The sequence below is a fragment of the Haloterrigena sp. H1 genome (assembly GCF_005938085.1).
Classification (GTDB): domain Archaea; phylum Halobacteriota; class Halobacteria; order Halobacteriales; family Natrialbaceae; genus Natrinema.
Genome location: NZ_SMZK01000001.1, coordinates 23,319 through 49,732 on the forward strand (window position 1 = coordinate 23,319; position 26,414 = coordinate 49,732).

27 protein-coding genes, 1 tRNA gene and 1 pseudogene are annotated in these 26,414 nt (G+C 64.2%); 11 read left to right on the top strand and 18 right to left on the bottom strand.

The window, feature by feature from the left end:
* Position 1 precedes the first annotated feature (1 nt).
* From E2L06_RS00110 to E2L06_RS22305, 3 genes and pseudogenes are all read right to left on the bottom strand, one after another.
* Positions 2–757 carry a rhodanese-like domain-containing protein gene (locus E2L06_RS00110; protein ID WP_138777455.1) on the bottom strand — a complete coding sequence of 252 codons (756 nt, stop codon included), beginning with the start codon at positions 755–757 and terminating at the stop codon, positions 2–4.
* Positions 758–886: 129 nt separating this feature from the next.
* Positions 887–959, bottom strand: a tRNA-Gln gene (locus tag E2L06_RS00115).
* Between the two features lie 133 nt (positions 960–1,092).
* Positions 1,093–1,877: pseudogene (locus E2L06_RS22305) on the bottom strand (homing endonuclease associated repeat-containing protein).
* 109 nt (positions 1,878–1,986) lie between these two features.
* Here E2L06_RS22305 and E2L06_RS00125 point away from each other — a divergent pair.
* The 3 genes from E2L06_RS00125 (at position 1,987) to cysE (ending at position 4,108) form a co-directional block, all read left to right on the top strand.
* On the top strand, positions 1,987–2,577 hold the full coding sequence (locus E2L06_RS00125) for an IMP cyclohydrolase (RefSeq protein WP_138777457.1): 591 nt from the start codon (positions 1,987–1,989) through the stop codon (positions 2,575–2,577).
* A 151-nt stretch (positions 2,578–2,728) separates the two neighbouring features.
* Positions 2,729–3,397, top strand: a complete 669-nt coding sequence (locus tag E2L06_RS00130) for a metallophosphoesterase (RefSeq protein WP_138777459.1) — start codon at positions 2,729–2,731, stop codon at positions 3,395–3,397.
* Positions 3,398–3,598: 201 nt separating this feature from the next.
* Positions 3,599–4,108, top strand: a complete 510-nt coding sequence (cysE, locus tag E2L06_RS00135; RefSeq protein ID WP_138777461.1) for a serine O-acetyltransferase — start codon at positions 3,599–3,601, stop codon at positions 4,106–4,108.
* A 9-nt stretch (positions 4,109–4,117) separates the two neighbouring features.
* On the opposite strand, the gene E2L06_RS00140 is transcribed toward cysE, so the two are convergent.
* From E2L06_RS00140 to larB, 4 genes are all read right to left on the bottom strand, one after another.
* Positions 4,118–5,512: a phosphoglucomutase/phosphomannomutase family protein gene (locus E2L06_RS00140; RefSeq protein ID WP_138777463.1), complete on the bottom strand. Its 1,395-nt coding sequence runs from the start codon at positions 5,510–5,512 to the stop codon at positions 4,118–4,120.
* A gap of 86 nt (positions 5,513–5,598) precedes the next feature.
* Positions 5,599–6,543 carry a hypothetical protein gene (locus E2L06_RS00145; RefSeq protein WP_171052280.1) on the bottom strand — a complete coding sequence of 315 codons (945 nt, stop codon included), beginning with the start codon at positions 6,541–6,543 and terminating at the stop codon, positions 5,599–5,601.
* A 98-nt stretch (positions 6,544–6,641) separates the two neighbouring features.
* On the bottom strand, positions 6,642–6,890 hold the full coding sequence (locus E2L06_RS00150) for a GIY-YIG nuclease family protein (RefSeq protein ID WP_138777467.1): 249 nt from the start codon (positions 6,888–6,890) through the stop codon (positions 6,642–6,644).
* 342 nt (positions 6,891–7,232) lie between these two features.
* Positions 7,233–7,991: a nickel pincer cofactor biosynthesis protein LarB gene (gene larB, locus E2L06_RS00155; RefSeq protein ID WP_138777469.1), complete on the bottom strand. Its 759-nt coding sequence runs from the start codon at positions 7,989–7,991 to the stop codon at positions 7,233–7,235.
* A gap of 297 nt (positions 7,992–8,288) precedes the next feature.
* Here larB and E2L06_RS00160 point away from each other — a divergent pair, with 297 nt between their 5' ends.
* Positions 8,289–8,456 carry a DUF1931 family protein gene (locus tag E2L06_RS00160; protein WP_008013450.1) on the top strand — a complete coding sequence of 56 codons (168 nt, stop codon included), beginning with the start codon at positions 8,289–8,291 and terminating at the stop codon, positions 8,454–8,456.
* Positions 8,457–8,567: 111 nt separating this feature from the next.
* Here the strand turns inward: E2L06_RS00160 and fni are convergent, their stop codons facing one another.
* The gene (fni, locus tag E2L06_RS00165; RefSeq protein ID WP_138777470.1) at positions 8,568–9,629 is read right to left on the bottom strand and encodes a type 2 isopentenyl-diphosphate Delta-isomerase; all 1,062 of its coding nucleotides are present in this window, start codon (positions 9,627–9,629) and stop codon (positions 8,568–8,570) included.
* Between the two features lie 125 nt (positions 9,630–9,754).
* Here fni and E2L06_RS00170 point away from each other — a divergent pair, with 125 nt between their 5' ends.
* Entirely contained in the window at positions 9,755–10,174 is a 420-nt protein-coding gene (locus tag E2L06_RS00170) for a hypothetical protein (protein WP_138777473.1), read from the top strand.
* 1 nt (position 10,175) lies between these two features.
* Here E2L06_RS00170 and rpiA read toward each other — a convergent pair whose 3' ends face one another.
* Positions 10,176–10,883: a ribose-5-phosphate isomerase RpiA gene (gene rpiA, locus E2L06_RS00175; RefSeq protein ID WP_138777475.1), complete on the bottom strand. Its 708-nt coding sequence runs from the start codon at positions 10,881–10,883 to the stop codon at positions 10,176–10,178.
* A 126-nt stretch (positions 10,884–11,009) separates the two neighbouring features.
* Between rpiA and E2L06_RS00180 the strand changes: the two genes are divergently transcribed.
* Together E2L06_RS00180 and E2L06_RS00185 are read left to right on the top strand one after the other, a co-directional pair.
* Positions 11,010–11,762, top strand: coding sequence for an ABC transporter ATP-binding protein (locus E2L06_RS00180; RefSeq protein WP_138777477.1), 753 nt, complete (start codon positions 11,010–11,012; stop codon positions 11,760–11,762).
* A complete protein-coding gene (locus E2L06_RS00185) occupies positions 11,759–13,075 on the top strand; it encodes an ABC transporter permease (protein ID WP_138777479.1) in 1,317 nt (438 codons plus the stop codon). Before E2L06_RS00180 ends, E2L06_RS00185 begins: the two co-directional genes overlap by 4 nt.
* A 116-nt stretch (positions 13,076–13,191) precedes the next feature.
* Here the strand turns inward: E2L06_RS00185 and E2L06_RS00190 are convergent, their stop codons facing one another.
* Positions 13,192–13,725 carry a DUF5518 domain-containing protein gene (locus E2L06_RS00190; protein WP_138777481.1) on the bottom strand — a complete coding sequence of 178 codons (534 nt, stop codon included), beginning with the start codon at positions 13,723–13,725 and terminating at the stop codon, positions 13,192–13,194.
* 285 nt (positions 13,726–14,010) lie between these two features.
* Positions 14,011–15,132, bottom strand: coding sequence for an AI-2E family transporter (locus E2L06_RS00195; RefSeq protein WP_138777483.1), 1,122 nt, complete (start codon positions 15,130–15,132; stop codon positions 14,011–14,013).
* 97 nt (positions 15,133–15,229) lie between these two features.
* Here E2L06_RS00195 and E2L06_RS00200 point away from each other — a divergent pair, with 97 nt between their 5' ends.
* Positions 15,230–15,541 (top strand): carboxypeptidase regulatory-like domain-containing protein, encoded by a 312-nt coding sequence (locus E2L06_RS00200; RefSeq protein WP_138777485.1) that lies wholly within the window; start codon positions 15,230–15,232, stop codon positions 15,539–15,541.
* Positions 15,542–15,599: 58 nt separating this feature from the next.
* Positions 15,600–15,761: a hypothetical protein gene (locus E2L06_RS21635; RefSeq protein ID WP_171052281.1), complete on the top strand. Its 162-nt coding sequence runs from the start codon at positions 15,600–15,602 to the stop codon at positions 15,759–15,761.
* A 14-nt stretch (positions 15,762–15,775) separates the two neighbouring features.
* Here the strand turns inward: E2L06_RS21635 and E2L06_RS00205 are convergent, their stop codons facing one another.
* Both E2L06_RS00205 and E2L06_RS00210 read right to left on the bottom strand, forming a co-directional pair.
* Entirely contained in the window at positions 15,776–17,644 is a 1,869-nt protein-coding gene (locus E2L06_RS00205) for an SLC13 family permease (RefSeq protein WP_138782463.1), read from the bottom strand.
* Between the two features lie 254 nt (positions 17,645–17,898).
* Complete coding sequence (locus E2L06_RS00210; protein WP_138782464.1) at positions 17,899–20,271, bottom strand: ATP-dependent DNA helicase; 2,373 nt, start codon at positions 20,269–20,271, stop codon at positions 17,899–17,901.
* A gap of 142 nt (positions 20,272–20,413) precedes the next feature.
* Between E2L06_RS00210 and E2L06_RS00215 the strand changes: the two genes are divergently transcribed.
* Positions 20,414–20,995 (top strand): DUF1684 domain-containing protein, encoded by a 582-nt coding sequence (locus E2L06_RS00215; RefSeq protein WP_138777487.1) that lies wholly within the window; start codon positions 20,414–20,416, stop codon positions 20,993–20,995.
* 161 nt (positions 20,996–21,156) lie between these two features.
* On the opposite strand, the gene E2L06_RS00220 is transcribed toward E2L06_RS00215, so the two are convergent.
* Positions 21,157–21,837 carry a class I SAM-dependent methyltransferase gene (locus E2L06_RS00220; protein ID WP_138777489.1) on the bottom strand — a complete coding sequence of 227 codons (681 nt, stop codon included), beginning with the start codon at positions 21,835–21,837 and terminating at the stop codon, positions 21,157–21,159.
* A gap of 352 nt (positions 21,838–22,189) precedes the next feature.
* Between E2L06_RS00220 and E2L06_RS00225 the strand changes: the two genes are divergently transcribed.
* The gene (locus E2L06_RS00225; protein ID WP_138777492.1) at positions 22,190–22,768 is read left to right on the top strand and encodes a hypothetical protein; all 579 of its coding nucleotides are present in this window, start codon (positions 22,190–22,192) and stop codon (positions 22,766–22,768) included.
* Between the two features lie 12 nt (positions 22,769–22,780).
* Here E2L06_RS00225 and E2L06_RS00230 read toward each other — a convergent pair whose 3' ends face one another.
* From E2L06_RS00230 to E2L06_RS00245, 4 genes are all read right to left on the bottom strand, one after another.
* Complete coding sequence (locus E2L06_RS00230; RefSeq protein ID WP_138777494.1) at positions 22,781–23,566, bottom strand: hypothetical protein; 786 nt, start codon at positions 23,564–23,566, stop codon at positions 22,781–22,783.
* 473 nt (positions 23,567–24,039) lie between these two features.
* Complete coding sequence (locus tag E2L06_RS00235; protein ID WP_138777496.1) at positions 24,040–24,945, bottom strand: Zn-ribbon containing protein; 906 nt, start codon at positions 24,943–24,945, stop codon at positions 24,040–24,042.
* Positions 24,945–25,346 carry a DUF2073 domain-containing protein gene (locus E2L06_RS00240; RefSeq protein WP_008013483.1) on the bottom strand — a complete coding sequence of 134 codons (402 nt, stop codon included), beginning with the start codon at positions 25,344–25,346 and terminating at the stop codon, positions 24,945–24,947. The genes E2L06_RS00235 and E2L06_RS00240 overlap by 1 nt, the downstream gene beginning before the upstream one ends.
* Positions 25,347–25,351: 5 nt before the next feature.
* Complete coding sequence (locus E2L06_RS00245; protein WP_138777498.1) at positions 25,352–25,990, bottom strand: Era-like GTP-binding protein; 639 nt, start codon at positions 25,988–25,990, stop codon at positions 25,352–25,354.
* Between the last annotated feature and the right edge of the window lie 424 nt (positions 25,991–26,414).

Consider the following 26,414-nt stretch of genomic DNA (forward strand, 5'->3'; position numbering starts at 1 on the left):
TTCAGGGCGTCACGGTAGTGCTCGTCAGTTCCTCGAGCGTTCCCTCGACAGTGTACTCGGGTGCGTCGACTCTGAACCGCGAGTCGGTCGCGCCCGCGTAATGGAGTTGCAGAGTGTACGAGCCGTCGTCAGCGATCGGCGCTGCCTCGAGCCGATCCGCGTCGAGTTGCTCGAGTCTGACCAGGCTGCCGGCGTAGGCAGGATCAGACTGACCCTGAATCGTGTAGGTCGCCCGATCTGCAGACACGTTCGCGCCCTCGATCGGATAGTCGCGGTCGAGCCACGCACCGAATCCGTCATCAAGCGCATAGACTTCCTCGTAGCCGTCTTCGATCAGTTTTGCAGCACGCAATCCAGAGAGGTGGTGTGGACAGCCACAGTACGTGACGATTCGCTCGCTTTTGGACCAGTCAGCGACCGGATCGCCATCGGGCGTGTACGGCGGTGCAGTACTCAGGACCGCGCCAGCGATGTGGGATTTCTCGTACTGCGAGGAACCGCGTGCATCGGCGATCCGGGCCTCGTGTCGCTGGTACCAGTAGAAGACATCCTCGATCGGGGCCAGTGGAACCTCGATACCTTCGAAGCCTTCGAACACCTGTGTCTGATACGAACTGGTATCGATCGATTTCGCGTCGGGTTCGGTTCCCGGTTCCGGGCCGTATCCGTTGTCGCCACCAGCGTCGCCGCCGAGACAACCCGCAAGCTCGCCGAGAGCGACCGTCCCGCCGACAGCGAGGAAGATCCGTCGATTCATACTGGCTAGCTACCGACGGCGATGAGATATGATTTCTGGTGGCTGGAAAGTTACCGGCGGACCCCTTCGTTTCGACTGGAAATCGGCAGCGGGGGCTGAGAAGGTGCTCGAGTTGAAACGAGAGAGAAGTAGTCCATCCTGGATTCGAACCAGGGTCGAAGCCCCCAGAAGGCTTCAGGATTGGCCACTACCCCAATGGACTTGACATGTTTCGTCGGTCTCTATTACCGACGACGTACCTGTTTGTAGTCGGGGTTCGTATTAGAGTGTTACGAACTCGGTCGGAACCAATATGAGAAGACACTTCAATCTACCTTCGTCCCTTGTAGCGATTATCACGACGATAGATCGGCGTGTTCCGTGCGGTGGCAGTTCGCACAGAGAACAGAACATCGCTCAATCTCCGTGTGAATTCGCTCTTTCGTTCGGTCATCCGAGACCAATCGTGCGATAGTAGACTCCTTCTCATCTTCTTTGTGATGAAAATCTAAGCAGGCTGGATCCGACTCCCTGCATCGTTCACAGCCTCCGATGGCGCGTTTTCGGTCATGCACCCATCGTCGGCGTTCACATTGCAGTGGCTCGTAGTGTTCTTTGCGGTGACAATTCGCACAGAGAACGATACACCTCTTGATTTCGTCGCGAAGGGCGTCTTTTCCGTAGCCAAACGTGACCATGCGACCGACCGCCATCTCCTTCGTCGTTTCGTCGGTGTGATGGAAATCGAGACACGCCGGAGTACCGACTTCACAACGCGAACACCCCCGTTTCCGTTTCACCTGATTGAGCCACGAACGAAGCCGAGATCGACGGCGTAACGATCGTTCGGTATTCCACTCGACGTTTCGATAGTGCCACCGCTGGTCAACCGAGAGGTCCTCCCAAACGAGATCGGAAGGGAGATCGACATTATCCGGCTTTGGCTTCACGCGAGATCCAGTGGGCGGAGCCGTCTCCAGCCCTGCCTTCTCTTTCGCATCGTTCCAGCCACCACACGTCCGAATAATCGTCGCAGAAGCCGGCGTCAACCCCAACTCCTCGTACTGTGCTTTCGTCGGCGACTCGCCGAGCCGATCGGCGGCCTCCGAAGGGCCTCGAGACACTCGTCGTCCGTCGTCACACTGCCGTTCGCCGCGTTATCACCGATAAACTCTCGCCCGATACTGGCGAATTCGACCGCTCGAGCGCGAACCGACATTCCTTTTCCCCTCTCTCGCGCACCTGCGAGTATGTACGTCGGACGATTCGTCGTCGTCGGCCCCGAGGTCGGCGCATACCGCGTCTCTTCACGCTCGTTCCCCAACCGCGAGATCACCGCTCGAGAGGAAGCACTCACCGTCGGCCCGACCGATGACGCCCCCGAGACGGACAACCCCTACGTCTCCTACAACTGCCTGCGCGTCGTCGAGACGCCGACGGGCGAGACGGCTGCCTTCGGCAACGGCTCGCATGTCGACCCGATCGCGGAGAAACTCGAGCTCGGCTATCCCGCCCGCGACGCGCTCGCGGAGAGCCTGCTGGCGCTGGATTACGAAAAGGACGACTACGACACGCCCCGGATCGCCGCGACGATCGGCGACGACGGCGAGGCCATGATCGGCACGGTTCGCAAGGACGCGCTGCTCGTCGAGACCGTCGACGAGCCGACGCTGGTCGCGACCTACGAGAAAGATGCCCCCGAAGCGTTCGGTCTCGAGGCCGATAGCGCCGCGACAGCCGCAAGCGAGGTCTACGACCACGAGTTCGAACACGCAGTCTGTGCAGCCGGCGTCGCACTGACTGACGACGGATTCGAGACGGCGATCGAGAACGGCAACTGAGCGGCACCGCTCGTTTTGCTCGCTGAAATCACCAGCCCAGCGTAGCTATCGCTCCCGAACGAGTGTCGGCAAACTCTGGGCCATCGACCGCCCACCGCTCTGCCCACCTGCTGGATAACGTACAAATCACTGGCACCTGTTAGCTGTAGGCATGAAGGTCGGACTCATCTCGGACGTCCACGGGAATCGTGTCGCGCTCGAGGCCGTCCTCGAAGACATGCCGCCGGTCGACGAACTGTGCTGTGCGGGGGACGTCGTGGGCTACAACCCCTGGCCGGCCGACTGCGTCGACGCGCTTCGGGAACGGGACGTGCCGACAGTGATGGGCAACCACGACGCCGCCGTCGCCGCGGAGACGCCCTTCCGGTTCAACGGGATGGCACAGGCTGGCGTCGAACACGCGGAAACGCAGCTCTCGGCCGACCAGCTCGAGTGGCTCGCGTCGCTCCCGGACGAACGGCGCGTCTGCGACGGGCGGGTGAAACTCGTCCACGGGCATCCGGACGATCCGGACCGCTACACCCGATACACCTACCCACAGGAGTTCACGTCGCGGCTGCTCGACGATGAAGACGTGCTAGTGCTCGGCCACACCCACGTGCAAGGCGTCGAGCGGTTCGCGGAGGGGATCGTCGTCAACCCCGGCAGCGTCGGCCAGCCCCGCGACGGGGATCCGCGGGCGGGATACGCCGTCGTGGATCTCGAGGCGCTGACCGTCGACACCCACCGCGTCGAGTACGACGTCGAGGCGGTGCAGGAAGCAGTCAGCGAGACCGGGCTGCCCGACCGCATCGGCACGCGGCTGGCTCGTGGCGAGTGAGCCGGCACGCGACTACAGAAATGGTGCCTTTTACACTCCCACCACGGCTACGCTCAGATATGGTATCCACCGGCCCGACTGTATGTACCGATCGGAACCAGCCACGGCACGTCGTGGGCCGGTGTTGTCGCTTGCAGTCTGCTCCACCGGGGACGCTACGCTGGCGTGTGGTCGGATCGACGGGGGTGCCAGTCGAGACCAATGTTTAGGCGCATCCACGAGGACGTGCGGGCGATGCGCAAGCGCGATCCTGCAGCGAAGGGCTGGCTCGAGATCCTGCTCTCTTATCCGGGGTTACACGCCGTCTGGGTGCACCTGCTCTTGCATCGACTCTGGAACGGTGGCTTCCACCTGACCGCTCGGCTGTTATCGAACGTCGTACGACTGCTGACCGGCGTCGAGATCCATCCGGGCGCGGAACTCGGCCGACGGGTGACGATCGACCACGGGATGGGCGTCGTCATCGGCGAGACCGCCGAGGTCGGCGACGACGTCCATATGTATCACGGCGTCACGCTCGGCGGCGCCACGAACGAACCGGTCAAGCGCCATCCGACGGTCGAAGCGGGCGCACAACTGGGTGCTAACGCGACGCTGCTCGGCGACATCACGATCGGCGAAGAGGCAGCCGTCGGTGCCGGCTCAGTCGTCACACAGGACGTCGAACCCGGTGCGACCGTCGTCGGCGTCCCGGCAGAACGGGTCGACTAACGAGCGGATTCAGATCAGCGGGTCGAGCAGTTCCCGGCCCGCATCGAGCAACTCACGAACCCGTTTTTCGTCCGCTGCCTCGGCGTAAACCCGCAACACTGGCTCCGTACCACTGGGGCGAACGAGCAGCCACGAGCCGTCGGCCAGCAGGAGTTTGAACCCGTCGGCGGTGTTGACGTCCTCGACGGCGGTGTCCGCGACAGTTTCGGGAATCGCCGCCTCGAGATCCTCGAGGACGCGCGCCTTTTCGCTGTCGGGACAGTCGACGCTGATCTTGTCCTGAACGACGGTGCCGTGGGTCTCGAGGAGTCGGTCGACTCGTTCGTCCAGTGACTCATCGGCATGCATCGCGGCCGCGAGCAACGCCATCAACACGCCGTCTTTCTCGCGGACGTGGCCACGAACCGTGAAGCCGCCGGACTCCTCACCGCCGACGAGCGCGTCGCCTTCTGCCATCGCCTCGGCGACCCACTTGAAGCCGACCGGGACCTCCCGGACGGTCTCGCCGTGGGCCTCGGCGATCCGGTCGATCAGGTACGTCGTCGAGACGGTCCGGACCGCCGGTCCGGACGCGTCCTCGAGCAGGTAGTCGTACAGCGCGGCGAAAAACAGGTTCTCGTCGAGATACCCTCGCTCGGGCGTGACGATGGCGATGCGGTCGGCGTCGCCGTCGTTGGCGATCCCGAGGTCGACGCCGCTGTCGTCGTCGGTGACGGTTGCGATCAGCGTTTCGAGGTTCTCCGCGGCGGGTTCGGGCGAGCCGCCGCCGAAATCGGGGTCTCGCTCACAGCGATAGCGCTCGAGCGTTGCTCCAGCGCGCTCGAGGACCGCGTCGGTCGTCCCGCGGCCGCTGCCGTGCATGGCGTCATAGGCGACGGACAGCCCCGAAAGGTCGGCGCTGCCGGTGATCGATTCGACCAGTTCGAAGATGGCGTCCGCATGGGACTCGGTAAAGTCGACCTCGCGGACAGTGCCGTGGTCGGCTTCGGGAAGCGACTCGGGTTCGGCGAGGCGATCCGCGATGGCGTCGGTGACGGCGGGCAGCGCCGGCGCGCCGTCGTCGGGAATGAACTTCACGCCGTTGTATTCGGGTGGGTTGTGCGAGGCCGTGATGACGAGCGCGCCCGCCAGCTCGCGGTCGACGATCGCGTGGGCGACCAGCGGCGTCGGCCGGTCCCGATCGGAGAGCACCACGTCGAACCCGTTCGCACACAGCACCCGCGACAGTTCCTCGGCGAACCCGCGGGAGGTCTCGCGAGCGTCGTACCCTACGGCGACCGGGCCCTCGAGCCCCTCGTCGTCGAGATACGTCGCGACCGCCTGTCCGACCATTCGGACGCGTGGCGTCGTAAACTCCTCGAGCGTCGCCCGCCAGCCGTCAGTACCGAAGCTGATCGTCTCCATGGTGCGGTGGTCGAGGGCCGGTGCGAAAAAAGCGACGGGCAACTGCGGCCGCAGAAATGTGGTGTGTTACACCACAGCAGGCCAGTTCAGGCGTCGACGTCAGCGAGGCGCTGTTCGAAGAGCCGTTCGCCCGTCTCCTCACAGGTGACCGCGATTACCTCGTGGGAACTACAGCAGGATTCGACGACTTCTTCGCCCATCCGTACGTCGCCGCCGGAGGGACAGGTCTCGAGGAACATCCGGAGCCCGGTAAGCACTGCCCCCTTCGTCTCGGGCTGGTAGGCACCCCAGTCGGGCAGCCATGACTCGAGGGCGCGGCTGGCAGCGACATCAGCGAGCAACGCAGCACGAGAGGGCCAGCGGCCCGCGACGCCGGACGGCGAACGCAGCGTGCGAGCCTCGGCGCGGTCGTCGAGGTCGAACTCGTCTGGATCGGCGTCGAACCCGAACGCGTTGACGGCAGCCGCGGCGTCGAGCCCCGACTCCTCGACGGCGTCGATCTCGTCGAACCAGTCAGCCTCGAAGGCGTCGGTGAGACAGAGATCGTCCCGGTCCTCACAGGGCTCGAGAACATCGTATTCGAGAAACAGTGTCTCGAGGTCGAGTGCCTCGGCGGCTTCGGCAGCGGCCTCGTCCTCGGGTTCGGACGCCTCGTTGTCGCCGACCGTCGTCACATCGCCACCGCTGGCCGGATCGACATCGGGTTCGCCACGGCCTGCGTCGGTAGTCGCTGTGGTATTGCCGCCGAGACCGCTCGCCACATCAGGGTCGGGGTCCTTGCCGAACCAGCGTAGGACTGCCGGCGGGAGGTATCGTTTGGTCAGCGTCGGCGTTCCGGGGACGAGATATCCGCGAAGGTAGATCAACGCGATCGAAATCCCGACGGCGAGGAGGCCGCCGAGGCGGGATTTCCGCGCGATGAGGGAGCCGGCCACCGCCGCGATAACCAGATTCAGAACGGTACACGGTTCACAGCGGTTCTCGCCCGTATAGTCGGGCTGTCTGAGGTCGTCGACGACGTCGAGTTGCATCTCGAGCCGACTGTCATCACCATCACACATCTATTTGATGGATGATCGGCTCGAGCTGCGAGCGAGACCATCGGGAGACGGCTGGGCCGTTCTATGAATCACTCGAGTCCGACGAGTCGTTCTTTGTCCGCTCGAGAGAGTTGCTTGATCTCGTACTCGCGAGACATGGCTGCCGACTTCGAGTCGAACCGTTCGTGATAGCGGAGTTCGACCGGCGTTCGTCCACGGGTGTATTTCGCACCGTCACCGGCGTCGTGTTCGGCAACGCGTCGCTCGAGGTCGGTCGTGTAGCCGGTATACAGCGAGCCGTCGGCACACTCGAGGACGTAGACGACGTGATCAGCCATCGACTGTCGGATGGGACGGAGCCGCAAAAAGTCTCACGTCCGTAGGGGTCCGTGGTCGGTCGTCTCGATACGTTCAGGCGCCGCGAGCGCGTTCTTTCGCGGCTTCAGCGATTCCAGCGTTCGCCGAACAGCTGACACACGCGTGGATCTCACCGCGTTCGTTGGCGAAAACGCGTGCGAACCGTTCGGAGACGTGGGCGCCGCAGTGGTTACACTTGGGCATTGGACACACCGGCCGAGGCCGGTATCCGAATATATCGGGTGGATAGTTAAATAGGCTTCTCCAAACACTGTTTGGCTTTTCGCATACAGCAAATATTTTTCTCCAGGAGCGCATGCGAGTTATTCGCGAGCAGCGGCGATCGCTCGTGCGATCAGTGTCGCCTGTGCGCCGGCAACGAACCCCGCATCGACGTTGACGACCGAGAGAACGGTACAGGACTGAAGCATCCCGGCAAGTGCCGCCTCGCCATCGCCGCCGTAGCCATAGCCACTCGAGACGGGGACGCCGATGACCGGCGTATCGACGAGGCCGGCAATGACGGTCGGCAATGCCCCTTCTCGGCCGGCAGCGACGATCATCACGTCGGCGTCACGGAAGCGCTCGAGCTGGTCGATGGTTCGGGCAAGCGCTGCGACACCAACATCGTCGACTCGGTCGACCGTCGCACCAGCGTCCTGGCAGACGGCTTCAGCCTCGTCGGCGACCGCCTCATCCACCGTCCCGCCGGTGGCGATTCCGACAGTCGCCTCGAGCGACGGTGGCTCATAGTCGGGCATCATTACTCGAACCGTGGTGTGCCGGCGGTCGATCGTCGCCTCCGGGACCGTCTCGGCGACGTACTCCTCGAGGGCCGCGAACTGCCGATCGGAGACGCGGGTAAGCAGTGCCCGACCCGTCGTCTCGAGAGCGGTTTCGGCTAGCGCGGCGACCTGTGGAGCGGACTTCCCCTCAGCGAAGATCGCCTCCGGGACCCCACGGCGTTGCTCGCGGGCTGCATCGAACCGGCCTGCCTCGCCAGTGGCGTATCCCCTGAGTTCGGCTTCGGCCTCTGTCGGCGACAGCGAGCCGTCGGCGACGGCTTCGAGGAGTTCACGCATACACGCTTTCGGCGGTCGAGACACACGAATCCGTCGACCCGGTCTCGAGTGCGACCGAACGGACCGACGGCTAGAGGCTGGAGTGGAGTATGACTGAACGTGCGCGCGAGCCCCCGAGGACCGCGCGCGAGCCGGATTGGCTGTTTCACCGGCTGCAAACTCGAGCACGGCTACTCATTAGACATATACTTTCCGGTGATTCTGACCATCGAAACAGGCGAATCAACCGCTGCAACCTCCGTATTTCCGGTAGTAAGCACAATATTTATATAGGGTAACGGGAAAGGGATGAATCGTATGGCAGATCTTATCGTCAAAGCCGCCGTAAAGGAAGCGCTCGATGACAAAAACGTCGCCTCGGATTTCTACGACGCCCTCGACGAGGAGGTCTCCGAGCTGCTCGACGACGCGGCCCGACGCGCTGAGGCCAACGACCGGAAGACGGTCCAGCCCCGCGACCTGTAAGGTCGACCCGCTTCGTTTTTTATCGACGCCACGCCGGCCAGCTGTGCCTGTCGGTCGCGTCGCTGCTCACCGATAGTCGACGGGACCGAAAAAAGACGGACAGACCAGCGCTCAGCGACGGCGCTGTGTCACGTATTCGTTGGTCCGACCGAGTAACACGTAATCGGTCTCGCGCAGTTCCGGGATCGACGCCGACCCAGTGACGAACATCGCCGTCCGCAACTCGAGGGCGAGCGTCTCGATCAAATCGACGACCGCGTCGGTCCCCTGGCCGGCCGGCGCGAGAAACGGCTTGGCGAGCCCGCCGGCACGCGCGCCGAGGGCGATCGCCTTCGCAATATCCAGCCCGGAGCGAACGCCGCCACTGGCGATCACGCAATCGTGGACGGCAGCCGCCTCGAGCGTACTCACCGCGGTCGGGACGCCCCAGGCGCGGAACAACTGTCCGATCGCTTCCTGCCGGTCGGCACCGACCGCGGCCGCGCGGTGGGACTCGATCCCCGACCACGTCGTGCCGCCTTGCCCGGCGACGTCGACGGCGTCGACACCGGCGTCGGCGAGTCGAGTCGCCGTCTCCCGCGAGATTCCGTTGCCCGTCTCCTTGACGATCACCGGGACCGAGAGGTCGGCGGCAACGGCCTCGATCGCGTCGAGACAGCCCCGCGCGTCGACGTCACCTTCCGGCTGGACGGCCTCCTGCAGGAAGTTCAGGTGGACGGCCATCGCGTCGGCGTCGATCATCTCGACGGCCTGCTCGACGTCGTCGACGTCGTACTCGAGCAACTGGGCAGCGCCGACGTTGCCATAGAGGAAGGCGTCGGGCGCGACATCGCGGACGACCGTGTAGGACTCGAGCAAGTCCTCGTCGTCGAGCTCGAGGCCGGCGCGCTGGCTGCCGACGCCCATGGCGATATCCATCTCCTGGGCGGCTTCGGCCAGCGCCCGGTTGATCTTGGTCGTGTTCGGGTGGCCACCAGTCATACTCTCGATGACGATGGGTGCAGCGAGGTCGTGGCCGAACAGCGAGGTGGTCGTGTCGATCTCGTCGCGATGGACATCCGGCAGTGCCTCGTGGACGAGGTCGATATCGGTGAACCCCGCGCCGTCCGTCTCGATGTCTTCCTCTTCGATGATGCGGATGTGATCGTCTTTCCTGTCGGATGTCTCGGGCATCGAATCGTCTCCATCGGAGGGTGGCGTGACGGTATTGAAAAGGTGTCCATTCGTCGGCACTGTCACTGCACGAAGTGCGACAGCGACTCGCGTTTTTTGCTCCTCGCCGCGGTAGCAGTGTGTCCATGCTACGCACACTCTTGCTCGGGTTCGGGCTCGTCGAGATCGTCACGCCACGACCAGTGATCGAGGCCTGCGAGCGGATCGGCCTGCGAAACCCCGAGACGGCCCGGCGACGGCCGCTGGCGCTAACGGGCGCGCGACTCGAGGGGCTGGTCTTCGTCTGGCTGCTCGCCCGCGGCCGCGAGGGGTCGACGCTCGTCAGCGCGCTGCTCGGGCTCGCCGGGCTGGTGCTCGTTCTGGTTCCGCGACCGATCATCACGTTCAGCCAGCACCTGGTGTATGCCAACACCGACGACCTCGAGCTCCGGCTGTGGGTGGTGCCCGCGGCGCGGCTGCTGGGCGTGCTCTACCTGACGGTGCTCTTGCTGGCGCGCTCGACGGACACCGAACGGACAGCCGACGGCGACGCGACGACCACGTAAGTCAGTAGTCCCGGCGCTCGACGCCGTCCTCACGTCCGACGTAGGTCACGTCGGCAAGGCCGACGAACAGGCCGTGTTCGACGACGCCAGGGATCGCCGAGAGCCGCGTCGCCAACCCGTCGGGGTCGTCGATCCGGCCGAACGCACAGTCCAGTACCAGGTTGCCGTTGTCGGTCACGACCGGCCCGTCCTTGCGCTCGGCGTCCCGGAGCGTCGGCTCGCCGCCCACTTCCTGAATTCGGTCTGCCGCGACGGTATGGGCATCGGGAAGCACTTCGACCGGCACCGACCGCTCGAGGCGCTCGGTCAGCTTCGAGGGGTCGGCGACGACAAGAAATCGCTCCGCGGCCGAATCGACGAGTTTCTCGCGTGCGTGGGCCGCGCCGCCGCCCTTGATGAGCGCGCCGTGAGCGGGCGCGTCGGGATCGTCGACGATCTGATCCGCGCCGTCGATTGCGACGTCGACACCGTCGACCGCGTCGAGGTCGGTCAGCGGGATGCCGACCTCGAGGGCGAGCCGGCGGGACTGAAACGAAGTCGGGATGCCGCGGATCTCGAGGCCGTCGCCGACGGCCCGGCCGAGCGCCCGGATCGCGTGGGCGGTTGTCGAGCCGGTGCCAAGGCCGACGACGTCGCCGTCCTCGACTGTCTCGGCCGCGCGTTCGCCGGCGCGTCGCTTCGCTGCGTCTGAGCCACCGTCCGTCTTCATGCGTGTGCAAGCGAGCGGCGACGGCAAAAGCGTTGTAACTTCACTGCGGCGGCGAGCAATGCGACAGAATCGCCGGACACCACTGTTGCGCAGAACTTTTTTCAGACCGTCCGTCGTCGAACGGGCATGGCGAGTACGGACACGGCCGTCTCTCTTTCGAACGTCCGCAAGACCTACCGCATCGGCGAGCCGGTCCACGCACTCGACGGCGTCGACCTCGAGGTGATCCGTGGCTCCTACACCGCGATCATGGGGCCGAGTGGCTCGGGCAAGTCGACGCTGATGAACCTGGTGGGCTGTCTGGACACGCCGACCGAGGGAACGGTGGTCGTCGGGGGTCGCGATGTCGGAGCGCTGGGAGACCGAGAACAGACGCAACTGCGGGGAACCGAGGTCGGCTTCGTCTTCCAGACGTTCAACCTCATGCCGCGGCTCAACGCCGTCGAGAACGTTGCCCTCCCACAACTGTTTCAGGGCGTTGGCCAGGCCGAACGCCGCGAGCGAGCGTTGGACCTCCTCGAGCGCGTCGGCCTCGGCGACCGGACCGATCACATGCCCAACGAACTGTCGGGCGGCCAGCGCCAGCGGGTCGCACTCGCCCGCGCGCTGGTCAACGACCCGGCGATCGTGCTGGCCGACGAGCCCTCAGGGAATCTCGATACGGACACCGAGGCCGACATCCTCGACCTCTTCGACGAGTTCCACGCCGGCGGGACGACGATGCTCGTCGTCACCCACGAGCGCCACGTCGCCGAGCGAGCCGATCGAATCGTCCATCTGCTCGACGGGAAGATCGAACGGATCGAAGAACTCGACGGTGACGGCGAGCCGCAGGCGGGATCGCCGGCGGGCCGGGAACGGGGAGGAGGCGGCGAATGAACCCCCTCGAGAGCCTGCGCCTCGCGTGGCGGTCGATCCGCGGTCATCGGCTCCGCTCGGCGCTGACGACGCTCGGGATCGTGATCGGCATCGCGGCGGTGATCGCCTTCGTCACGCTGGGTGCGAGCCTCCAAGCCGGCGTGATCGGCGACATCAGCCCCGACGACCAGCGAAACCTCTACGGCTGGGCTGCCGAACCCGATACCGAAGGCGGCCCACTCGCGGGTGCTCAGCCAGTCTTCACGCAGGGCGATCTCGGGGCGGTCGAAGACTCAGAAGACGTGGAGGCGGCCTACGGCTACGCGACACTCCAGACGCAGGCGATCTCGAACGGTGAGGAGACGGTCGCACAGGGCAGCGGCATGATCGCGTCGGGGCCGTCGTACATTCGCGAGGAGCGCATCGCCGAGGGAGGGCAGTTCGAGATGGGGGCACGCGAGGCGGTGATCAACCCGGCGGCCGCGAATCAGTTCGAGGAGAACGTCAGCGTCGGCGACACCCTCACCGTGGCGATGCTCGGCGGGCAGCAAACCGAAGTCGAGGTCGTCGGCATCACCGACAACAGCGAGGGGCTGAGTCCGTTCGAGGGGTTCGAATCCTCGCCGCGGATCTACGTGCCGACCGATCCCTACTACACGGAGCAGGCATCGATGCTGGGGATCGGCGCTGGCACTGGCGCTAGCACTGACAACCAGAGTGGCGCTGGCGCTGGCAATCAGAGTGTCACTGGCGGCGAAGCCCGCTTTCTCGCGATCATCGTCGAGGCTGAATCTGCCGATCAGGCAGACATCGACGCCGCCCGCGAGAGCGCGACCGACTACCTCGAGAGCGACGCCTCCGACGCCAGCGAGTTGCTGGGCGACGATCTCGCGGTGCAGTTCCAGACGAGTACGGAACTGCTCAGCCAGCTCGAGGACGTGTTGAACCTCCTGCAGAACTTCATCGTCGGGATTGCAGCCATCTCCTTGCTGGTCGGCTCGATCGGCATCGCGAACATCATGCTCGTCAGCGTCACCGAGCGAACCCGTGAGATCGGCATCATGAAAGCCGTCGGCGCGCAAAATCGCGACATCCTCGGGCTGTTCTTGACCGAGTCGGTGATCTTGGGCGTCATCGGCGCGATTTTGGGGACCGGACTGGGCCTCGCTGCGGGCTATCTCGGGGTCCAGTACATCGACCTCCCGTTAGTCTACCCCCTCGAGTACGTCGCGCTCGCGATCGTCGTCGGAATGGTCGTGGGTATTCTCGCCGGGCTGTATCCGGCCTGGCGGGCCGCTCGGACGGACCCGATCGACGCACTCAGATACGAGTAATACTGCCGGACAGAACGACGTGACGCCGGTCGCACATATGCGGCCGTCCCCGCAGGTGACAGCCGCAAATTCGCGACCGGCTTCGTATTGACTGCTGTCCAGTAGTATCAGTGTGCTCACCGCTCTCGGTCGGCATCGCGGTCACGCTTTCGCTCCGAATACCGGTCGTCGGTGTGGTCGGCCGCGTCGGGGCTCTCGAACTCGTCGAGGCGCGTCGATGACGTCTCGGACCGGCGAGACGCGTCCGTGTCGAAGCCAACCGTCTCCCGGGTTTGCCGGTGACGGTCGGGGTATTCCCGGGCGAGGTACGCGCCGAGATAGCCGCCGAGCAGCGAAAGACCGACGGTATAGAGCAACAGGAAGAAGCCGAAGCTAACGATCACGAAGGTTAACAGGACCAAGCCTTCGATCGGGAAGCCACCGACCAGCCCGAGGCTGAAGAACCCGGCCAAAAAGAACCCAAAAATCAGGAATGGGATGAACGTGATCGCACCGGACAGCGCCCCCGCAATTGCGCCCGCTCGTTCGTCCGGCCCCTCGAGAAAGCCCGCGATAGCCCCGCCAAGGACGGTCGAGCCCGGGATAAACGAGGCGACGACGCTGATGACAGCGCCGATAATCGCGTTGACGAGCGTTCGCGTCTGAACCATACTACATGAAAGGACGGCAGAGAGAGAAAAGTGTCGGTGGTCCAAGACGGCTGTCGTCAGAGCCCAGTCATCGATTCGGATGGTCGCTGGCTCATACGGGCTGTTATCACTGGGTCCCGGTGCACTCACATGACAGGGGTAGGGATGGGGCAGCACTGACTGACGGGAGTCCGTGTCATACTGCCGGACAGAACGACGTGACGCCGGTCGCACGTATTCGGCCGTCCCCGCAGGTGACGGCCGCAAATTCGCGACCGGCTTCGTATGGACTGCTGTCCAGTAGTATCAGTCGTCAGCAAACTTCGAATCCGGCTCCTCGAGCGTCTGCGCCGGTTCGTCGGTGTCGCTTGAAGAGTCCGCAGAGTCGTCTTCGACGAGGTCGGTGAACGTGGCATCGCCGTTGACCTCGTCTGCGAGCAAGTCGACGGCTTCGACGAACACCGCGACGAGCAGCGGGCCGACGACGACGCCGATCGCGCCGAGGGTAAAGAGGCCGCCGGTGAAGCCGACGAAGTAGAGACTCCCGGGGAGGCCGGCCGAGCGTCTGGCCAGCCGTGGCCGCACGGCGACGTCGGGCAGCCAGGCGATCAGGACGAGCCCCAGCGTGGCAAGCAGCGCCGCTGCGACGAGCTCACCGGCAGCGACGTGATAGAGCGCGATCGGGACGACGAGCATGCTCGGGCCGATGATCGGAACGAACTGGAGGACTGCAGCGGCGATCGCGAGCGTCAGCGCTGCCTCGTAGCCCAGCGCCCAGAACAGCGGATACGCGACGGCCAGCGTCGCGATCGACGTCGCGACCTGCAGCACGTAGATCGCATACAGCGTCTCGCGGGCCCGCCGAGCCAGTGCGTGGACGACGTCGCGATACGCGTAGGGCACCGGTGCGATCGCGGCCCGCCCCGCCGCATCGCCTTTGAGCAAGAGGCCGAACAGGAGGACGGCAAACAGCGCGAACTTGATCGCCAGTACTGGCAGCGCCAGCGCGAACGCGGTCGCAGCCGCCTGGACGAACTCGAGGGCGGTGGCCTGGACCTGCCCGGTTTCGACCGCGTAGGTCATCCCGAACGCCGAAACGGACAGCTCGGGGGGCAGCGCCGTGACGGCGTCGACGACCTGCTCGAGCCGGAAGTACAGCGCGACGACCAGCGGCATACTGACCGCGGTTGCGGTCACGAAACCGACCAGCGTCGCAGCCAGCGCACCGGTCCACTCGGTGAGCCCGCGTCTGACGAACCAGCGCTGGACCGGCATGAGGACGTACGCGACGGTCAGCGAGAGGAGGATCGTTCCGAGCACCTCGAGTAAAATGCCGCCGGTCACGACGCCCAGCGCGACGACGACGCCCGCGAGGACGTACCGGCGCTGGCGGCTCGAACCGATGTCCTCGTTCGCGATCTCTGTCACAGCCGGGACTCTCACTGGAGGACTAAAGTCTTTGTCTGGCGGGCGAACGGGACTGCGGAGGGTATCCTTTTTCGACGGTACCGTGGTATGTGATCACATGAGAGTAGTCCGTCAGCTCCGGATCGATGTTAACCGGCGAGAGGTGGCCGTCGGGACCGAACTCACCGTTCGCGTCCGTGACGATCGACGACAGCCGGTCGAGGGAGCGATCGTCGCAACGCAAACGAAATCGGCACGAACGGACGAGCGTGGGCTGTGCCGGTTGCGGTTCGACTCGCCCGGGTTCTGGAAGCTCACCGCGGCGAAGTCACCGACCGACCACGAGGCGTACGAACCGGCATCGGCGCTCGTTCGAGTGGTGCCGAACGCGGCCGCGCTTCGCCCGCTTGGTAGGACCCGGTCGCGGTAACGGTCGATGGCAACGAACGGGCACAGCGTTATGCCACTTACCGGTGTAGGCCGTGGCCATGGGAGACACGAAAAAGGGGCGAGACAAGCAAGCGGACGACGCGGAGAAACGCCAGCGGGAGCAGGAACTCGCGTCAGAGCTCGAGCGCGGTGACGAAGCCGAACCGCCACGCGAGGACGACGAGGAGTCGGACGAGGACGAGGATACAGCGGACGAGTAGTCCCCTCGGACGAGCTACAGGCCCCAGAAAAAGGCGATGCCGACGGTGGTCACGACGGAGAGGAGCAACTGCAGCGGTGCGCCGACACGGACGAAGTCCGAGAACTTGTAGCCGCCAGGACCGTAGACGAAGAGATTCGTCTGATAGCCGACCGGCGTGAGAAATGCGGTCGAAGCCGCGAACGTCACGGCGAGCACGAACGCAAACGGGCTTGCGCCGATCTGAGAGGCGGTCTCGATGGCGATGGGCAGCATCAACACGACGCTCGCGTTGTTGGAGATGACGCCCGTGATCAGCCCCGTCGCGATGTAGAACACCCACAGGACACCGAGCGCCGGCAGATACGCGCCGGTCGCGGCGACGAGACTCCCCAGCAGGTCCGCGCCGCCGGTCTGCTCTAAGGCCATTCCAAGCGGAATGATGCCGGCCAGCAGGAAGATCACGTCCCACTCGACGGCGTCGTAGATCTCCGTCGGCTTGAGAACACCAGTCGCGACCATCGCGACGACGCCCGCGAGAGCGGTCACGAGAATCGGCAGGGACAGTGCGGACAGGGCATCGAACGCGGTGACGCCGGTCACGCCGGCGAGCGTCGCACCGATCGTTCCCCACGGCATCGCGACGACGCCGACGACCCCCGCCATAATCGCCGCCGCGTGGGGGATTTTCTCGGTCCGGTAGTCGGGTTCGTCGGGTTCGTGGGCGACGATGAAGTCGTCGTTTCGCGAGAGCCGATCGATGCTGTCCGGGGCCGCCTGCACCAACAGCGTGTCGCCGACGCGGATCCGACGCTCGTCGATGTTGGACCGAACCGTCTCGCCCCGGCTGCGGAAAGCCAGCACGGTCGCGTCGTAGCGCTGACGAAACGTCGAACTCTCGAGCGACTTGCCCGCGAGAAACGACCCTTGCGGGATGACGACCTCGACGAGCGTCTGCTCGGGGACTGCCTCGGGCTCGAGTTCGTCCGCAGTCTCGGGGTTGCCGGCGAACGTCAGCGTCTCTCTGTCGACGAGTTGCTGGACGGTCGGACGGCCGGCCCGCAGTCGAAGCAAGTCGCCGGCCCGGAGCGTCTTCTGGCCGATCGGTTCGAGGAACTCCTCGCCGTCGCGGACGACCTGCAGGATGTCGGCGTCGAACGCGACGTGATCGATGGCGTCGTCGACGGTCGATCCGATCAGCGGGGAGTCGTCGTCGACAACAACGTCGGTCAGGTACTCCTCGATGGCGTATTCCTGGACGTAGTCCTCGTCAACGGGGACGCGTTCGGGCAGCAGTCGGTGGCCGACGGTCATGAGATAGAGGCTGCCGACGACGAGCACGACGATTCCCAACTGAGTGAACTCGAACATCGCGAAGGGGCGATCGAGCAGGCGCGCGGAGACGTCGCTCGCGAGGATGTTCGTCGAGGTGCCGATGAGCGTGAGCATCCCGCCGAACATCGAGGCATACGAGAGCGGAATCAGCAGTTTCGAGGGCGAGGTCTTCCCCTTGTGGGCGATATCGGAGATGACGGGCACGAGGATGGCGACGACCGGCGTGTTGTTGATAAAGCCCGAAATCGGGCCGCTGACGCCGATCGTCGCGAACAGCTGTTTGTCGAGGTCGTCGCCGGCGAACGCGGACATCTTGCGGCCGATGATCTGGACGACCCCCGTCCGGCTGATCCCGGAACTGAGAATGAGCATCGCCAGCACGGTGATCGTCGCCGAGTTCGAAAAGCCCGACGTGCCTTCGGCCGTCGAGATCTCGGTGAAGTTGACCACGCCGTCGGCACCGAGGACCATCAACAGCACCATCACGAGGATGGCAGTCACGTCGATCGGCAGCCACTCGGTCACAAACAACACGAGTGCGATGAGGATGATCCCGAACACGACCACCATCTCGGGAGTCACCGCCAGCGAACCAGCATCAGTCGCCAGCGCAGTCGCTCCGATACTGAACGGGAAGAATCCGGACACGATTGACAATCAGGACTCGGTGATGGTCACGTTTGAAGGCCCCGGTTCGGTATCGTCTCGAGGCAGTCACGCCGACCGATACGGGCTGCTGTCACTGGTCCTAACGGATCGCGGGCTCGCCGGGTCTGATTGAGCGGACTCCGGACGACGACTCGAGGCCGGCCGGGAGACCGCGCTCACTGTGAGGAGAGCCGCGAGCGGAACCGCTCGAGACCGACGTCGAGCATGTCGGGGCTGACCGGCTGGAACTCGCCGTCATCGGGGAGATACGGTCGCACCGAGTCCCAGCTCTCGCGGGCGTAGCGTTCGTCTAACAGAACGCGCACGCCGACGTCGTCGGGACTGCGGATAACGCGACCGATCGCCTGGCGGGCCTTTCGCACTGCCGGGATCGTCAGCGCGTAGGTAAAACCGTCGCCGAAGGCGTCGTCGTAGGCCCGACGGACGGCTTTCGTCCGCGGACTCGAGGTGTTGACGATCGGAACGCCACAGACGACCGCCGCGGCCAGCCGGTCGCCGCTGTAGTCGACGCCCTCGGTCAGCGTTCCCCGCAGGCTCGTGACGAGGACCTTGCCCTCGCCCGCGAAGAAGTCGGCTTTGAGCGACTGGGTCGTCTCGTCGTCGCTCGCGGCGTCGCGCAGGATCGGTTTGTCGACCCGCCCCTCGAGCACGTCGGCGGCCCACTCGGCTTCGGCGTAGCTGGGCATCCCGACGAGGACGTTGCCGGGGAGTCGAGCGACCTTCGCGATGGCGTTAGCATAGGACCGCCGCGTCGGGTTGTCGTCACCGGGTCGGCCACGATTGTCGTACGTAAACTTCGGCGCGGCGACCGCGAAGCTCTCGCGGTTTTCGGCGGGGAAGTGCAGGCCGTATCGGCGTTCGACGACCGGCCGATCGTCTTCGCGTGCGAGATACTGGAGGCCAGTCACCTCGGTGAAGGCATCCATCGGCTCGAGGGTCGCGCTCATCAATACTCCACCACCGAACATGCCGAGGCGATCACCGATGGCGTCGCTGGGGACGCAGTTATGCAATGCAAGGTGGGCGTTGTAGGCCCGCCGCCACGAGTCGGCGGGCTCGGTGTCGTCCCAGGTGCGCTCGAGTTCGATCTCCCGAAAGTAGTCGGTGTGGCCCTGCCGGTACCACTCGCCGAGGACGCGACCGACCGCGGGTGCGGCGCGGGTTCGGTCTTCGTCTTCGGCTTCGTTCAGAATGCGTGCGACGACCGCGCTGACGGATTCGGCACGGACCCAGTCTGCGTCGCCGTATCCGGCTTCGCTTGCCCACTCGGAGAGTTCGTCTTCGGCCGGCTCGGCGGGATCGCGGAGGGGGATCTCCTCGTCGTTTAGGTCGGTCAGGTTCGACTGCCAGCCCCGATAGTTGCGGTCGAGATAGGCGGTCACGCGGCGGTCGAGTTCGGCCCGGAGGTCGCGGACGAACTCGAGAGTCCGGTTGAGTTCCTCGAAGGAGACATCGCTCTCGTTGAGTTCCCCGCGTACGAGATCGGCGTCGGCGGTCTTGGAGCCGCCTTCGGCCTGTCGCCCCTCGCGTTCGAATTTGAGCGGCTGGATGACCCGCGAGAGTTCCGTCTCGGCGTCCCGAAGCGTCGTGTCGGCGACACCCTCGCTGACCAAGTCGCGCACGCGTGGCTCGAGCATGTGGGCCTCGTCACAGACGACGAACGTCGAGTCGTCGAGCAGTGCGCCGGTAAACGTGCCGACCGTCCGGGGGTCGAAGGCGTGGTAGTAGTTCCCGATGACGACCTCGGCCTCGCCGAGGGCGGCACCCATCACGGAGTGCGGGCAGGTGCCGTGTCTCACCGAACGGGCGACCAGATCCTCGGGCGTGACCATGCCGGCATCGGTGAAATCGTAGGGGATCGCTTCGGCGGCCGCGCCGTCCTCGTCGTCCGGGAGATCCTCGAGATACTGTGCGTAGAACGGACAGTACTCGGTTTCGGCCCCGACGGGCCCACCCTCGCCGTACTCGGGCAGTTCGGGCGGATAGGATGTCGGTTCGCCCGCTGTCTCGAGGAACGTGCTCGTGGCCCGACTGCCGCTGTCGGCCAGGCCGATCTGCTGGCTGCGGGCGCGGGCAGCCAGATTCGCTGCGGTCGTCTCGCCGCCCTCGCCGGTGAGATCGCGGGTGCGATCCCGCAACGTCTCACAGCGATCGTAGACGTTTCCATCGTCGATCCCGGCCGCCCCCTCGCGGTTGTACGGACAGACGTCGGCCTTGCCGACGAGGGTGAGTCCCGAAATCGGCTCCCAGTCGGCCGGCAGGTTCGCGTTGATCGTCTCGAGGTCGGCCTCGAACTGGCGAAGTTGCTGTTTGACGCTCGTCAGGACGAGGACGCGCTCGTAGTCAGTATCCGGATCGCGCACGAGGTCGATCCCTGCGGTGAGCGCGATCATCGTCTTCCCGGTGCCACAGGCCCCTTCGATGACGGTGTAGCCGCCCTCCCGTCCGGTGTCGATGGCGGTTTCGATGCCGTCGACCTGCGGGTCGTAGGGGCTGTCGTGGCCGAAAATCGCGCGCCAGTTCGTCATTCTTGCCGTACTCATCGTCGGTCGGTCATAGGGTTGACGAACACGACTGGCCGCCCGATAGTATATAAATGTCAGCGCCAGCGGAGAGCCGTCGCGACCGGCAGAACGTAACGCCTTCCAATCGCGCTGTCGTACCGTCACTATGAGCGATCCCAGTTCTATCGACGCCGACCAGTATCGGGGCGAACTCGAGTCGAAACGAGCCGAGAAAGACGACTTCTTCGCGACCCATCCACAGTCGCCGATCCCACCCGAGGAACGCGACGACTTCGACGGGTTGGACTATTTCGATCCCGATCCGACCTACCGCGTGACCGCGACGGCGACGGTCCACGACGACCCCGAAGCCGTCCTGATGGAGACGACTGCGGGCCGCGAGATGCGCTATCTCCGTGTGGCGACGCTGGAGTTCGACCTGGATCGCGAGGACGAGGACCTCGAGGACGGCACGTTCGAACTCGCGGCCTACCAGCAGGAGAGTCCGAATGCGGAGCCGCTGTTCGTCCCGTTCCGAGACAAGACCACGGGCCAGCAGACCTACCAAGGCGGACGCTACATGGAACTCGAGGCGGAGCGCGACCTCGAAGACGGCGACGCGCTCGTCGTCGACTTCAACCTCGCGTACTCGCCGTTCTGTGCCTACAGCGAAACGTTCGACTGCCCGCTGCCGCCCGAGGAGAACTGGCTCGAGATCGCGATTCCAGCGGGCGAACGATACGAATAGTGATCTCGCAAGTCGCGGTCTGTATCGCCCCCTGCGCTCGAGAGCGATCCGAATGTGAGTGGTTCTCTCAAGAGGGGCGTTTCAACTCGAGTCACCGGCCGTGTTGCAGGCTGTACGACGGGAATTGGGGGCTCGAGTGGAAATGAGGGGGTTCGGAGCGATCAGGGAGCGACGCCGACGGTCAACAGCGTGCCGAACTCGCGGTAGCGCTCGACCATCGCCTCACGGGTGTCCCAGTCCTCGAGTGGGAACTCGTCGTCGTCGGGGATCGTGATTTCGCGATCGGGAATGTTGTCCTGTTCGGCGACGTGTAATCCCGCCTCGCGGAAGGCATCGCGATACTGCTCGCGGTCCCAGCGGGTCATCTCGACGGCAATGGAGTCCTGCCACTCGTGGGAGTGGACGTTCTCCTCGTAGTAGTTGACTGAACAGTAGAAGGTGCCACCGGGCCGGAGGATGCGGGCGATCTCCTCGAGGGTGTGATGGGGGTCCGCGGCGTAGTAGAACGCCTCCATCGACCAGACGTGATCGATCGAGTCGTCGGCGAAGGGCAGCGCGTCGAAGTCGCCGACGAGGTAGCCCACGGCCACGTCGTCCGTGTAGTCGGCCGCGTTGCGAGCCATTTCGGGTGCGCCGTCGAGTCCGTAGACGCGGCCAGCGCCCTTGGTATCCCGGAGTGCGCGGCCGGCGTAGCCGCTCCCGCAGCCGAGATCGAGGACGGTCTCACCGGGTTCGACAGGCATCCGCGCGAGCGCATGCTTTGCGGTGTGCCAGTGTCTATCTTCCATGCCCTTGTCACGGCCGCTCGTTGCCCAGTCGTCGAATTCCTCGCGTACGCTCATATCGGGCCGATGGGTGACGCAGGGATAAACGCGTTCGCATGACGCCCCAAGACGCGACGACGTTGCTCGCCATCGTGAGCAGAGCCGGCACGCTCGGTGGACACCGGTCCCTTGGGCATCGCTTTCACTGCTGTAGGAACCATCGACAGATACTTTAGGCTGGCCTAAATCTTAGAGAGTGAAGGGTCGTCGGTGATCGAACTCCGTGGGCATCTGGAGTTCGCGATCCTCGGTGAGCCATACTGTCCCACCCCTCGCCAGTTTTGGACCCTTCGTCCGATTTTCGGAGTCCAGTTTCGTCGCACGATATATCCGCACGCTTAAGGGAGTGCCGAAAGTTGTTCACGCCAGTATGGACTACAGCCTCGAGATAGACGGAACACCGGAGACGGTACCGGGTGGGACCGGCATCCTCCTCTTGCATCCAAGCACCGGCGAAACTGACCGTATCGATACCGATTTCCTCAAAACCGATACCGACCACTTCCTCGTCGTATCGACGCGAACCACTGCTCGCGAAGTCAGACAGAAACTCGAGTACTACGACGTCGACGAGGAGTGTGCCGAAATCCTCGATACGCTGAGCATCGAACGCGGCTACTCCCGACGCTCGTCCGATACCGTCCACTACGTAGCCGCCCCGGACAACATCGACGGCATCGTCGCTCAAATCGATGCCTTCCTCGACGACCACGAGGGGAAAGTCCGCATCAGCTTCGATTCCGTCACCGAACTTGCCTATTACGCCGGCGATGAGCGGGCGCTTGAGGCGGTCGAACGGATCCTCGCACTGCTCGAAGACCACGACGCAGTCGGCCTCTTTCATCTCTCGGAAGAACCACACGACGCCGCGCTCGTCGACGAGTTCCGCGGACTGTTCGACGGCGTGATCGACCTCGACGAAGACGGGAGCATCGACGCCGAGTTCTAACCGCCAGTACAGTTACTCGTCCGCGAGCGAGTCGAACGTCTTCTCGGCCCACCGGATCGCATACGCCGGGCCGTGATCCTGGTAGGCCTCCGTATCGAGCGCAGCGAACGGTGCGGGCAGTTCGATCGCGTGTTTGATCGCAGCACACGCCAGTTCGGTCGCGTCGGCGAAATCCGTCTCGCCGCGAGCGACCGCCCGTGGTAGCCCAGCGACCCGATCCTCGAGTCGCGACCCCGCATCCTGCCAGGCGTCGGCGAGGGCAGGGCGGTCGTCGTGCCAGTCCGCGAAGACCTCTCGGGTCTGGAGGCCGACCCAGCCGTCGTACAGCGCGGCGGCGACCTGATAGGTACCGTTCGGGTCGAGCGGCACCGCGCGGTCGAGATCGCGATACGAGTCCTCGAAGAAGCCGATGAAGTGTTCGGGCACCTCGAGCCCGAGCTCGACGAACGCCTCGGCGAGCAAAAAGTCGACGAACGATTCGGGCGAGCCCTCGACTCTAGGTTTGACTAACACGACCGGGGGCTCCGTCTGCCGAGTCCAGGCGACGCTGCCGTCGCCCGGCATTCCGACCGTGAAATCCGAACTCACGTAGCGCGCGAGCAGCGTCGGCGTGTTCTCGGGCAGCCAGGCAGCCGGGTAGCTGGCCGGCTCGAGAGCGTCGACGAGCAAACCGAGGTCCTCAGCGAGCGCTGGCGGAAGGGTTTCGAAGTCACGCTCGCAGTCGAGAACTCGAGCGCCCGGCGCGTGAGCGTCGCGGACCGACGCGAGTCGACCCGGGAGCGCACGAGTCTCGAACATCAGGCGAGCGCCGTCTGGAAAACGAGCAGGATCGACAGCAGTGCCGATGCGGCGACCGTGGAAAGAACAACCTTGGTTGCAGTGCTCATATGTGCCGTCTCGTATCGCCATTGCTTAAATCCATCTGTCTCCGTCCGCCGCCTCGACCGCGCTCGCACCAGTCTTCCGGTCGAATTACTACGACTCGAGCAGTCGCGTTACACCATTGCCATCGTTCGTGACCATTATTTCAGGTGGAACCCAATCTCTCATCGAAGAGAGTTCTTCGGGAAGGATTCTCGGTATTGCAGTAGAAACGAGCTGGTGGTCCGGTCGATTCTCGAGGACGGTCGGGACGAATCAGTTCCGGGAGCATCGACCGAGGAGAAACGCGATCGAGGTGGTGTACGAACGCGGTCGGAAGGGATCGCGAATGAGAACTGTCGCCGACAGTCGACAGCTGTTCCGAACGCCGGTGTCACTACCTGCGTCGATCACTCGTCGTCGGCACCGTCGCGCCAGGAATCAGGGACATCGATAACGTATCGGCCGTCCTCTTGAAGGGAGATGATGTACTCCTCGCGGTTGTAGAGTTCCATCAAGTTGAGTTCGTACTGGCCCGGCCGGACGATCTTGATGCTCTCGAACTGTTCGTTGAGCTCTTCCCGGAGGTCTTCAATCGAGGGACGATCCCCACTCGGTTCGCTAACGACGCGACCGTGTTCTGGCGGTCGATCGTCTCCGGCTGCCGGGGCATCGGGCAGATCACCAGTATCGGCGCTACGTTGAGCTTCGGAGACAGTAGGCCCATCGTGAGCCGGCAGGTCATCCGCCGGAACGACTTCGCTACGGGCGTCGGCCTGTGCCGAATTCTCGTCGTCCGAAAGCGTCGTCGTCGGCCCGACAGAGCGCTGGCGCGAGCGCTCTCTGTCATCGTCATCGGGTTCGTCGTTCGGCTCGGTCACTGTGCCGGTTCGGTCCGCTGGTCGCCGTGCCGTCTCGGGCCATTCGGCAAACCCCTCGTCGATCGTGTCGTCGGCCTCGGTGTCGTCGGCCTCATCGCTCGAGGGCCACGACCGCTCCGACTGTGCAGCCGCGCTCGAGTCGTCAGGGGCGGACTGTGCGGCAGGGTCGGCGGACGATCGATCCCGTCCGTCCGACGGGTCGTCGCGGGTGATCCAATCGCGGACGGTCTCCGTGGCACGGCTCGTGACGCTGTTCGACTCAGCCGATCCTGCGTCGGCCGCTCCCGTGTCATCAGCCCCGTCGGACGAGTCAGCTGCGGCCGCAGTTTTGGGTGCGAACTGAAACTTGTTTCCGCCACAGTCGGGACAGCCCGAGAGCATCTCTTTGGAGCCGTCAGCGAACGTTCGACCGCAGTTCGTACACTGATGAGGCATTAGTTACGGGACACGAGTGCACTGATGAGCGTTTCGTCCTTGTGGAGCGTCTCGATCTGGTTGGCCGGTCCGATCACGGTGAGCTTCGTCTCTACCTTGTCGCTACCCATGATGCGGCCAAGTAGCGACGAGTCACGGGCCTCGGATTTGGGGTAGGTCTCAATCTCGATCCCATTGAACTCGTCGGGGCTGATTTCGGCCATCGTCACCTCGATGAGTCGGCTCTCCTCGTCAGGCGTCAACCCCTCCTCTAAGATGACGATGTTGCCGTCGTGGACGCCGTCTAGGATCATCCGGATCTTTTCCATCGTGGCCATCCCGTCCATGCGTTCGCCGCTGATCAGATCGATCTGAACGCCGTCGGACGGCTCCGAATCGTCTGTGTTGGTTGCCTTCGGCATTGATATCACCCGAAGAACTCCGCGATCTTGTCGTACACTTCGTCCATGTTGTCGCCTTCCTTCGCGGAGAGGGGCACAGTCGTGTGCTGTGGGAAGGCGTCTTCGATCCGCTTGACGCTCGAGTCGTCGAGGTCAGTCTTGTTCGCGAAGATGAGAACCGGAAGGTCACGGGATTCGATGATGCCGATCAGCATCGTGTTGACCTGCGTGATCGGGTCTTCGGCGCTATCCAGCACGTAGATGACGCCGTCGACGTCTTCGCGTAGCCAGTGCATCGCCTCGGCGACGCCTTCGGTCGCTTCACGGGAGCGACGAATCGCGTCCTCTTCATCGAGCTCGTCGGTGAACTCCTCGTAGTCGACCTTGGTTGTCACACCGGGCGTGTCGACGATGTCGATCGTCACCGTCTTGCCGTTGCGTTCGATCTCGACGTTTTCTTTTCGGCGCGCGCGACGCGTTTCGTGGGGGATGTGACTCTCCGCACCGACGGCGTCACCCGTCCAGTCGCGCGCGATTCGATTTGCGAGTGTCGTCTTGCCGGCGTTCGGTGGACCGTAGATACCGATTCGTTTGGGCTCCTGTTCCGAAAACAGGCGATCCGTCACCCGAGAGATACTATCTTTGAGTTCTGTGAACAGTCCCATCTATTGGGCCCTCCAGCACCGCGGGGTGCATCTGCGCGTACTACTAAGCGAACTCACTTAAGCCTACGTCAGACATGTTGACACTCCGAACAAGAAGATTGTCAGCGGATAGATAAAACTGTAGATGAACCGGGCACATGCCGCGAGAGATATACACACATTGCCTGGTGTGGCCGTTTCAGTCACACTGTCGATCAGTACGAACGGATTACAGGTTTGCGCACGCTCGAGCGGTTATTGTGGTGTGAGAACGAGTAGGTATGATCGACGCGGTGAGGCCCCCCACCCCTTCGTTTCGACTGGAGATCGACGAGAGCGTGTGGCCGACGAGCGACCGATGACCGGGTGTGGACCCCCTTGTTTCCACTCGAGACAGGTTTCCTAGCGCGGAAACGGACGAATTGAGGGTTCAGAACGGTTCTAG

Excerpts from the sequence above, each read along its gene's own strand:
- E2L06_RS00110 (WP_138777455.1), bottom strand. The coding sequence starts at position 757 with ATGAATCGACGGATCTTCCTCGCTGTCGGCGGGACGGTCGCTCTCGGC.
- E2L06_RS00125 (WP_138777457.1), top strand. The coding sequence starts at position 1,987 with ATGTACGTCGGACGATTCGTCGTCGTCGGCCCCGAGGTCGGCGCATAC.
- E2L06_RS00130 (WP_138777459.1), top strand. The coding sequence starts at position 2,729 with ATGAAGGTCGGACTCATCTCGGACGTCCACGGGAATCGTGTCGCGCTC.
- cysE (WP_138777461.1), top strand. The coding sequence starts at position 3,599 with ATGTTTAGGCGCATCCACGAGGACGTGCGGGCGATGCGCAAGCGCGAT.
- E2L06_RS00140 (WP_138777463.1), bottom strand. The coding sequence starts at position 5,512 with ATGGAGACGATCAGCTTCGGTACTGACGGCTGGCGGGCGACGCTCGAG.
- E2L06_RS00145 (WP_171052280.1), bottom strand. The coding sequence starts at position 6,543 with ATGCAACTCGACGTCGTCGACGACCTCAGACAGCCCGACTATACGGGC.
- E2L06_RS00150 (WP_138777467.1), bottom strand. The coding sequence starts at position 6,890 with ATGGCTGATCACGTCGTCTACGTCCTCGAGTGTGCCGACGGCTCGCTG.
- larB (WP_138777469.1), bottom strand. The coding sequence starts at position 7,991 with ATGCGTGAACTCCTCGAAGCCGTCGCCGACGGCTCGCTGTCGCCGACA.
- E2L06_RS00160 (WP_008013450.1), top strand. The coding sequence starts at position 8,289 with ATGGCAGATCTTATCGTCAAAGCCGCCGTAAAGGAAGCGCTCGATGAC.
- fni (WP_138777470.1), bottom strand. The coding sequence starts at position 9,629 with ATGCCCGAGACATCCGACAGGAAAGACGATCACATCCGCATCATCGAA.
- E2L06_RS00170 (WP_138777473.1), top strand. The coding sequence starts at position 9,755 with ATGCTACGCACACTCTTGCTCGGGTTCGGGCTCGTCGAGATCGTCACG.
- rpiA (WP_138777475.1), bottom strand. The coding sequence starts at position 10,883 with ATGAAGACGGACGGTGGCTCAGACGCAGCGAAGCGACGCGCCGGCGAA.
- E2L06_RS00180 (WP_138777477.1), top strand. The coding sequence starts at position 11,010 with ATGGCGAGTACGGACACGGCCGTCTCTCTTTCGAACGTCCGCAAGACC.
- E2L06_RS00185 (WP_138777479.1), top strand. The coding sequence starts at position 11,759 with ATGAACCCCCTCGAGAGCCTGCGCCTCGCGTGGCGGTCGATCCGCGGT.
- E2L06_RS00190 (WP_138777481.1), bottom strand. The coding sequence starts at position 13,725 with ATGGTTCAGACGCGAACGCTCGTCAACGCGATTATCGGCGCTGTCATC.
- E2L06_RS00200 (WP_138777485.1), top strand. The coding sequence starts at position 15,230 with ATGAGAGTAGTCCGTCAGCTCCGGATCGATGTTAACCGGCGAGAGGTG.
- E2L06_RS21635 (WP_171052281.1), top strand. The coding sequence starts at position 15,600 with ATGGGAGACACGAAAAAGGGGCGAGACAAGCAAGCGGACGACGCGGAG.
- E2L06_RS00205 (WP_138782463.1), bottom strand. The coding sequence starts at position 17,644 with ATGGTGGTCGTGTTCGGGATCATCCTCATCGCACTCGTGTTGTTTGTG.
- E2L06_RS00210 (WP_138782464.1), bottom strand. The coding sequence starts at position 20,271 with ATGACGAACTGGCGCGCGATTTTCGGCCACGACAGCCCCTACGACCCG.
- E2L06_RS00215 (WP_138777487.1), top strand. The coding sequence starts at position 20,414 with ATGAGCGATCCCAGTTCTATCGACGCCGACCAGTATCGGGGCGAACTC.
- E2L06_RS00220 (WP_138777489.1), bottom strand. The coding sequence starts at position 21,837 with ATGAGCGTACGCGAGGAATTCGACGACTGGGCAACGAGCGGCCGTGAC.
- E2L06_RS00225 (WP_138777492.1), top strand. The coding sequence starts at position 22,190 with ATGGACTACAGCCTCGAGATAGACGGAACACCGGAGACGGTACCGGGT.
- E2L06_RS00230 (WP_138777494.1), bottom strand. The coding sequence starts at position 23,566 with ATGTTCGAGACTCGTGCGCTCCCGGGTCGACTCGCGTCGGTCCGCGAC.
- E2L06_RS00235 (WP_138777496.1), bottom strand. The coding sequence starts at position 24,945 with ATGCCTCATCAGTGTACGAACTGCGGTCGAACGTTCGCTGACGGCTCC.
- E2L06_RS00240 (WP_008013483.1), bottom strand. The coding sequence starts at position 25,346 with ATGCCGAAGGCAACCAACACAGACGATTCGGAGCCGTCCGACGGCGTT.
- E2L06_RS00245 (WP_138777498.1), bottom strand. The coding sequence starts at position 25,990 with ATGGGACTGTTCACAGAACTCAAAGATAGTATCTCTCGGGTGACGGAT.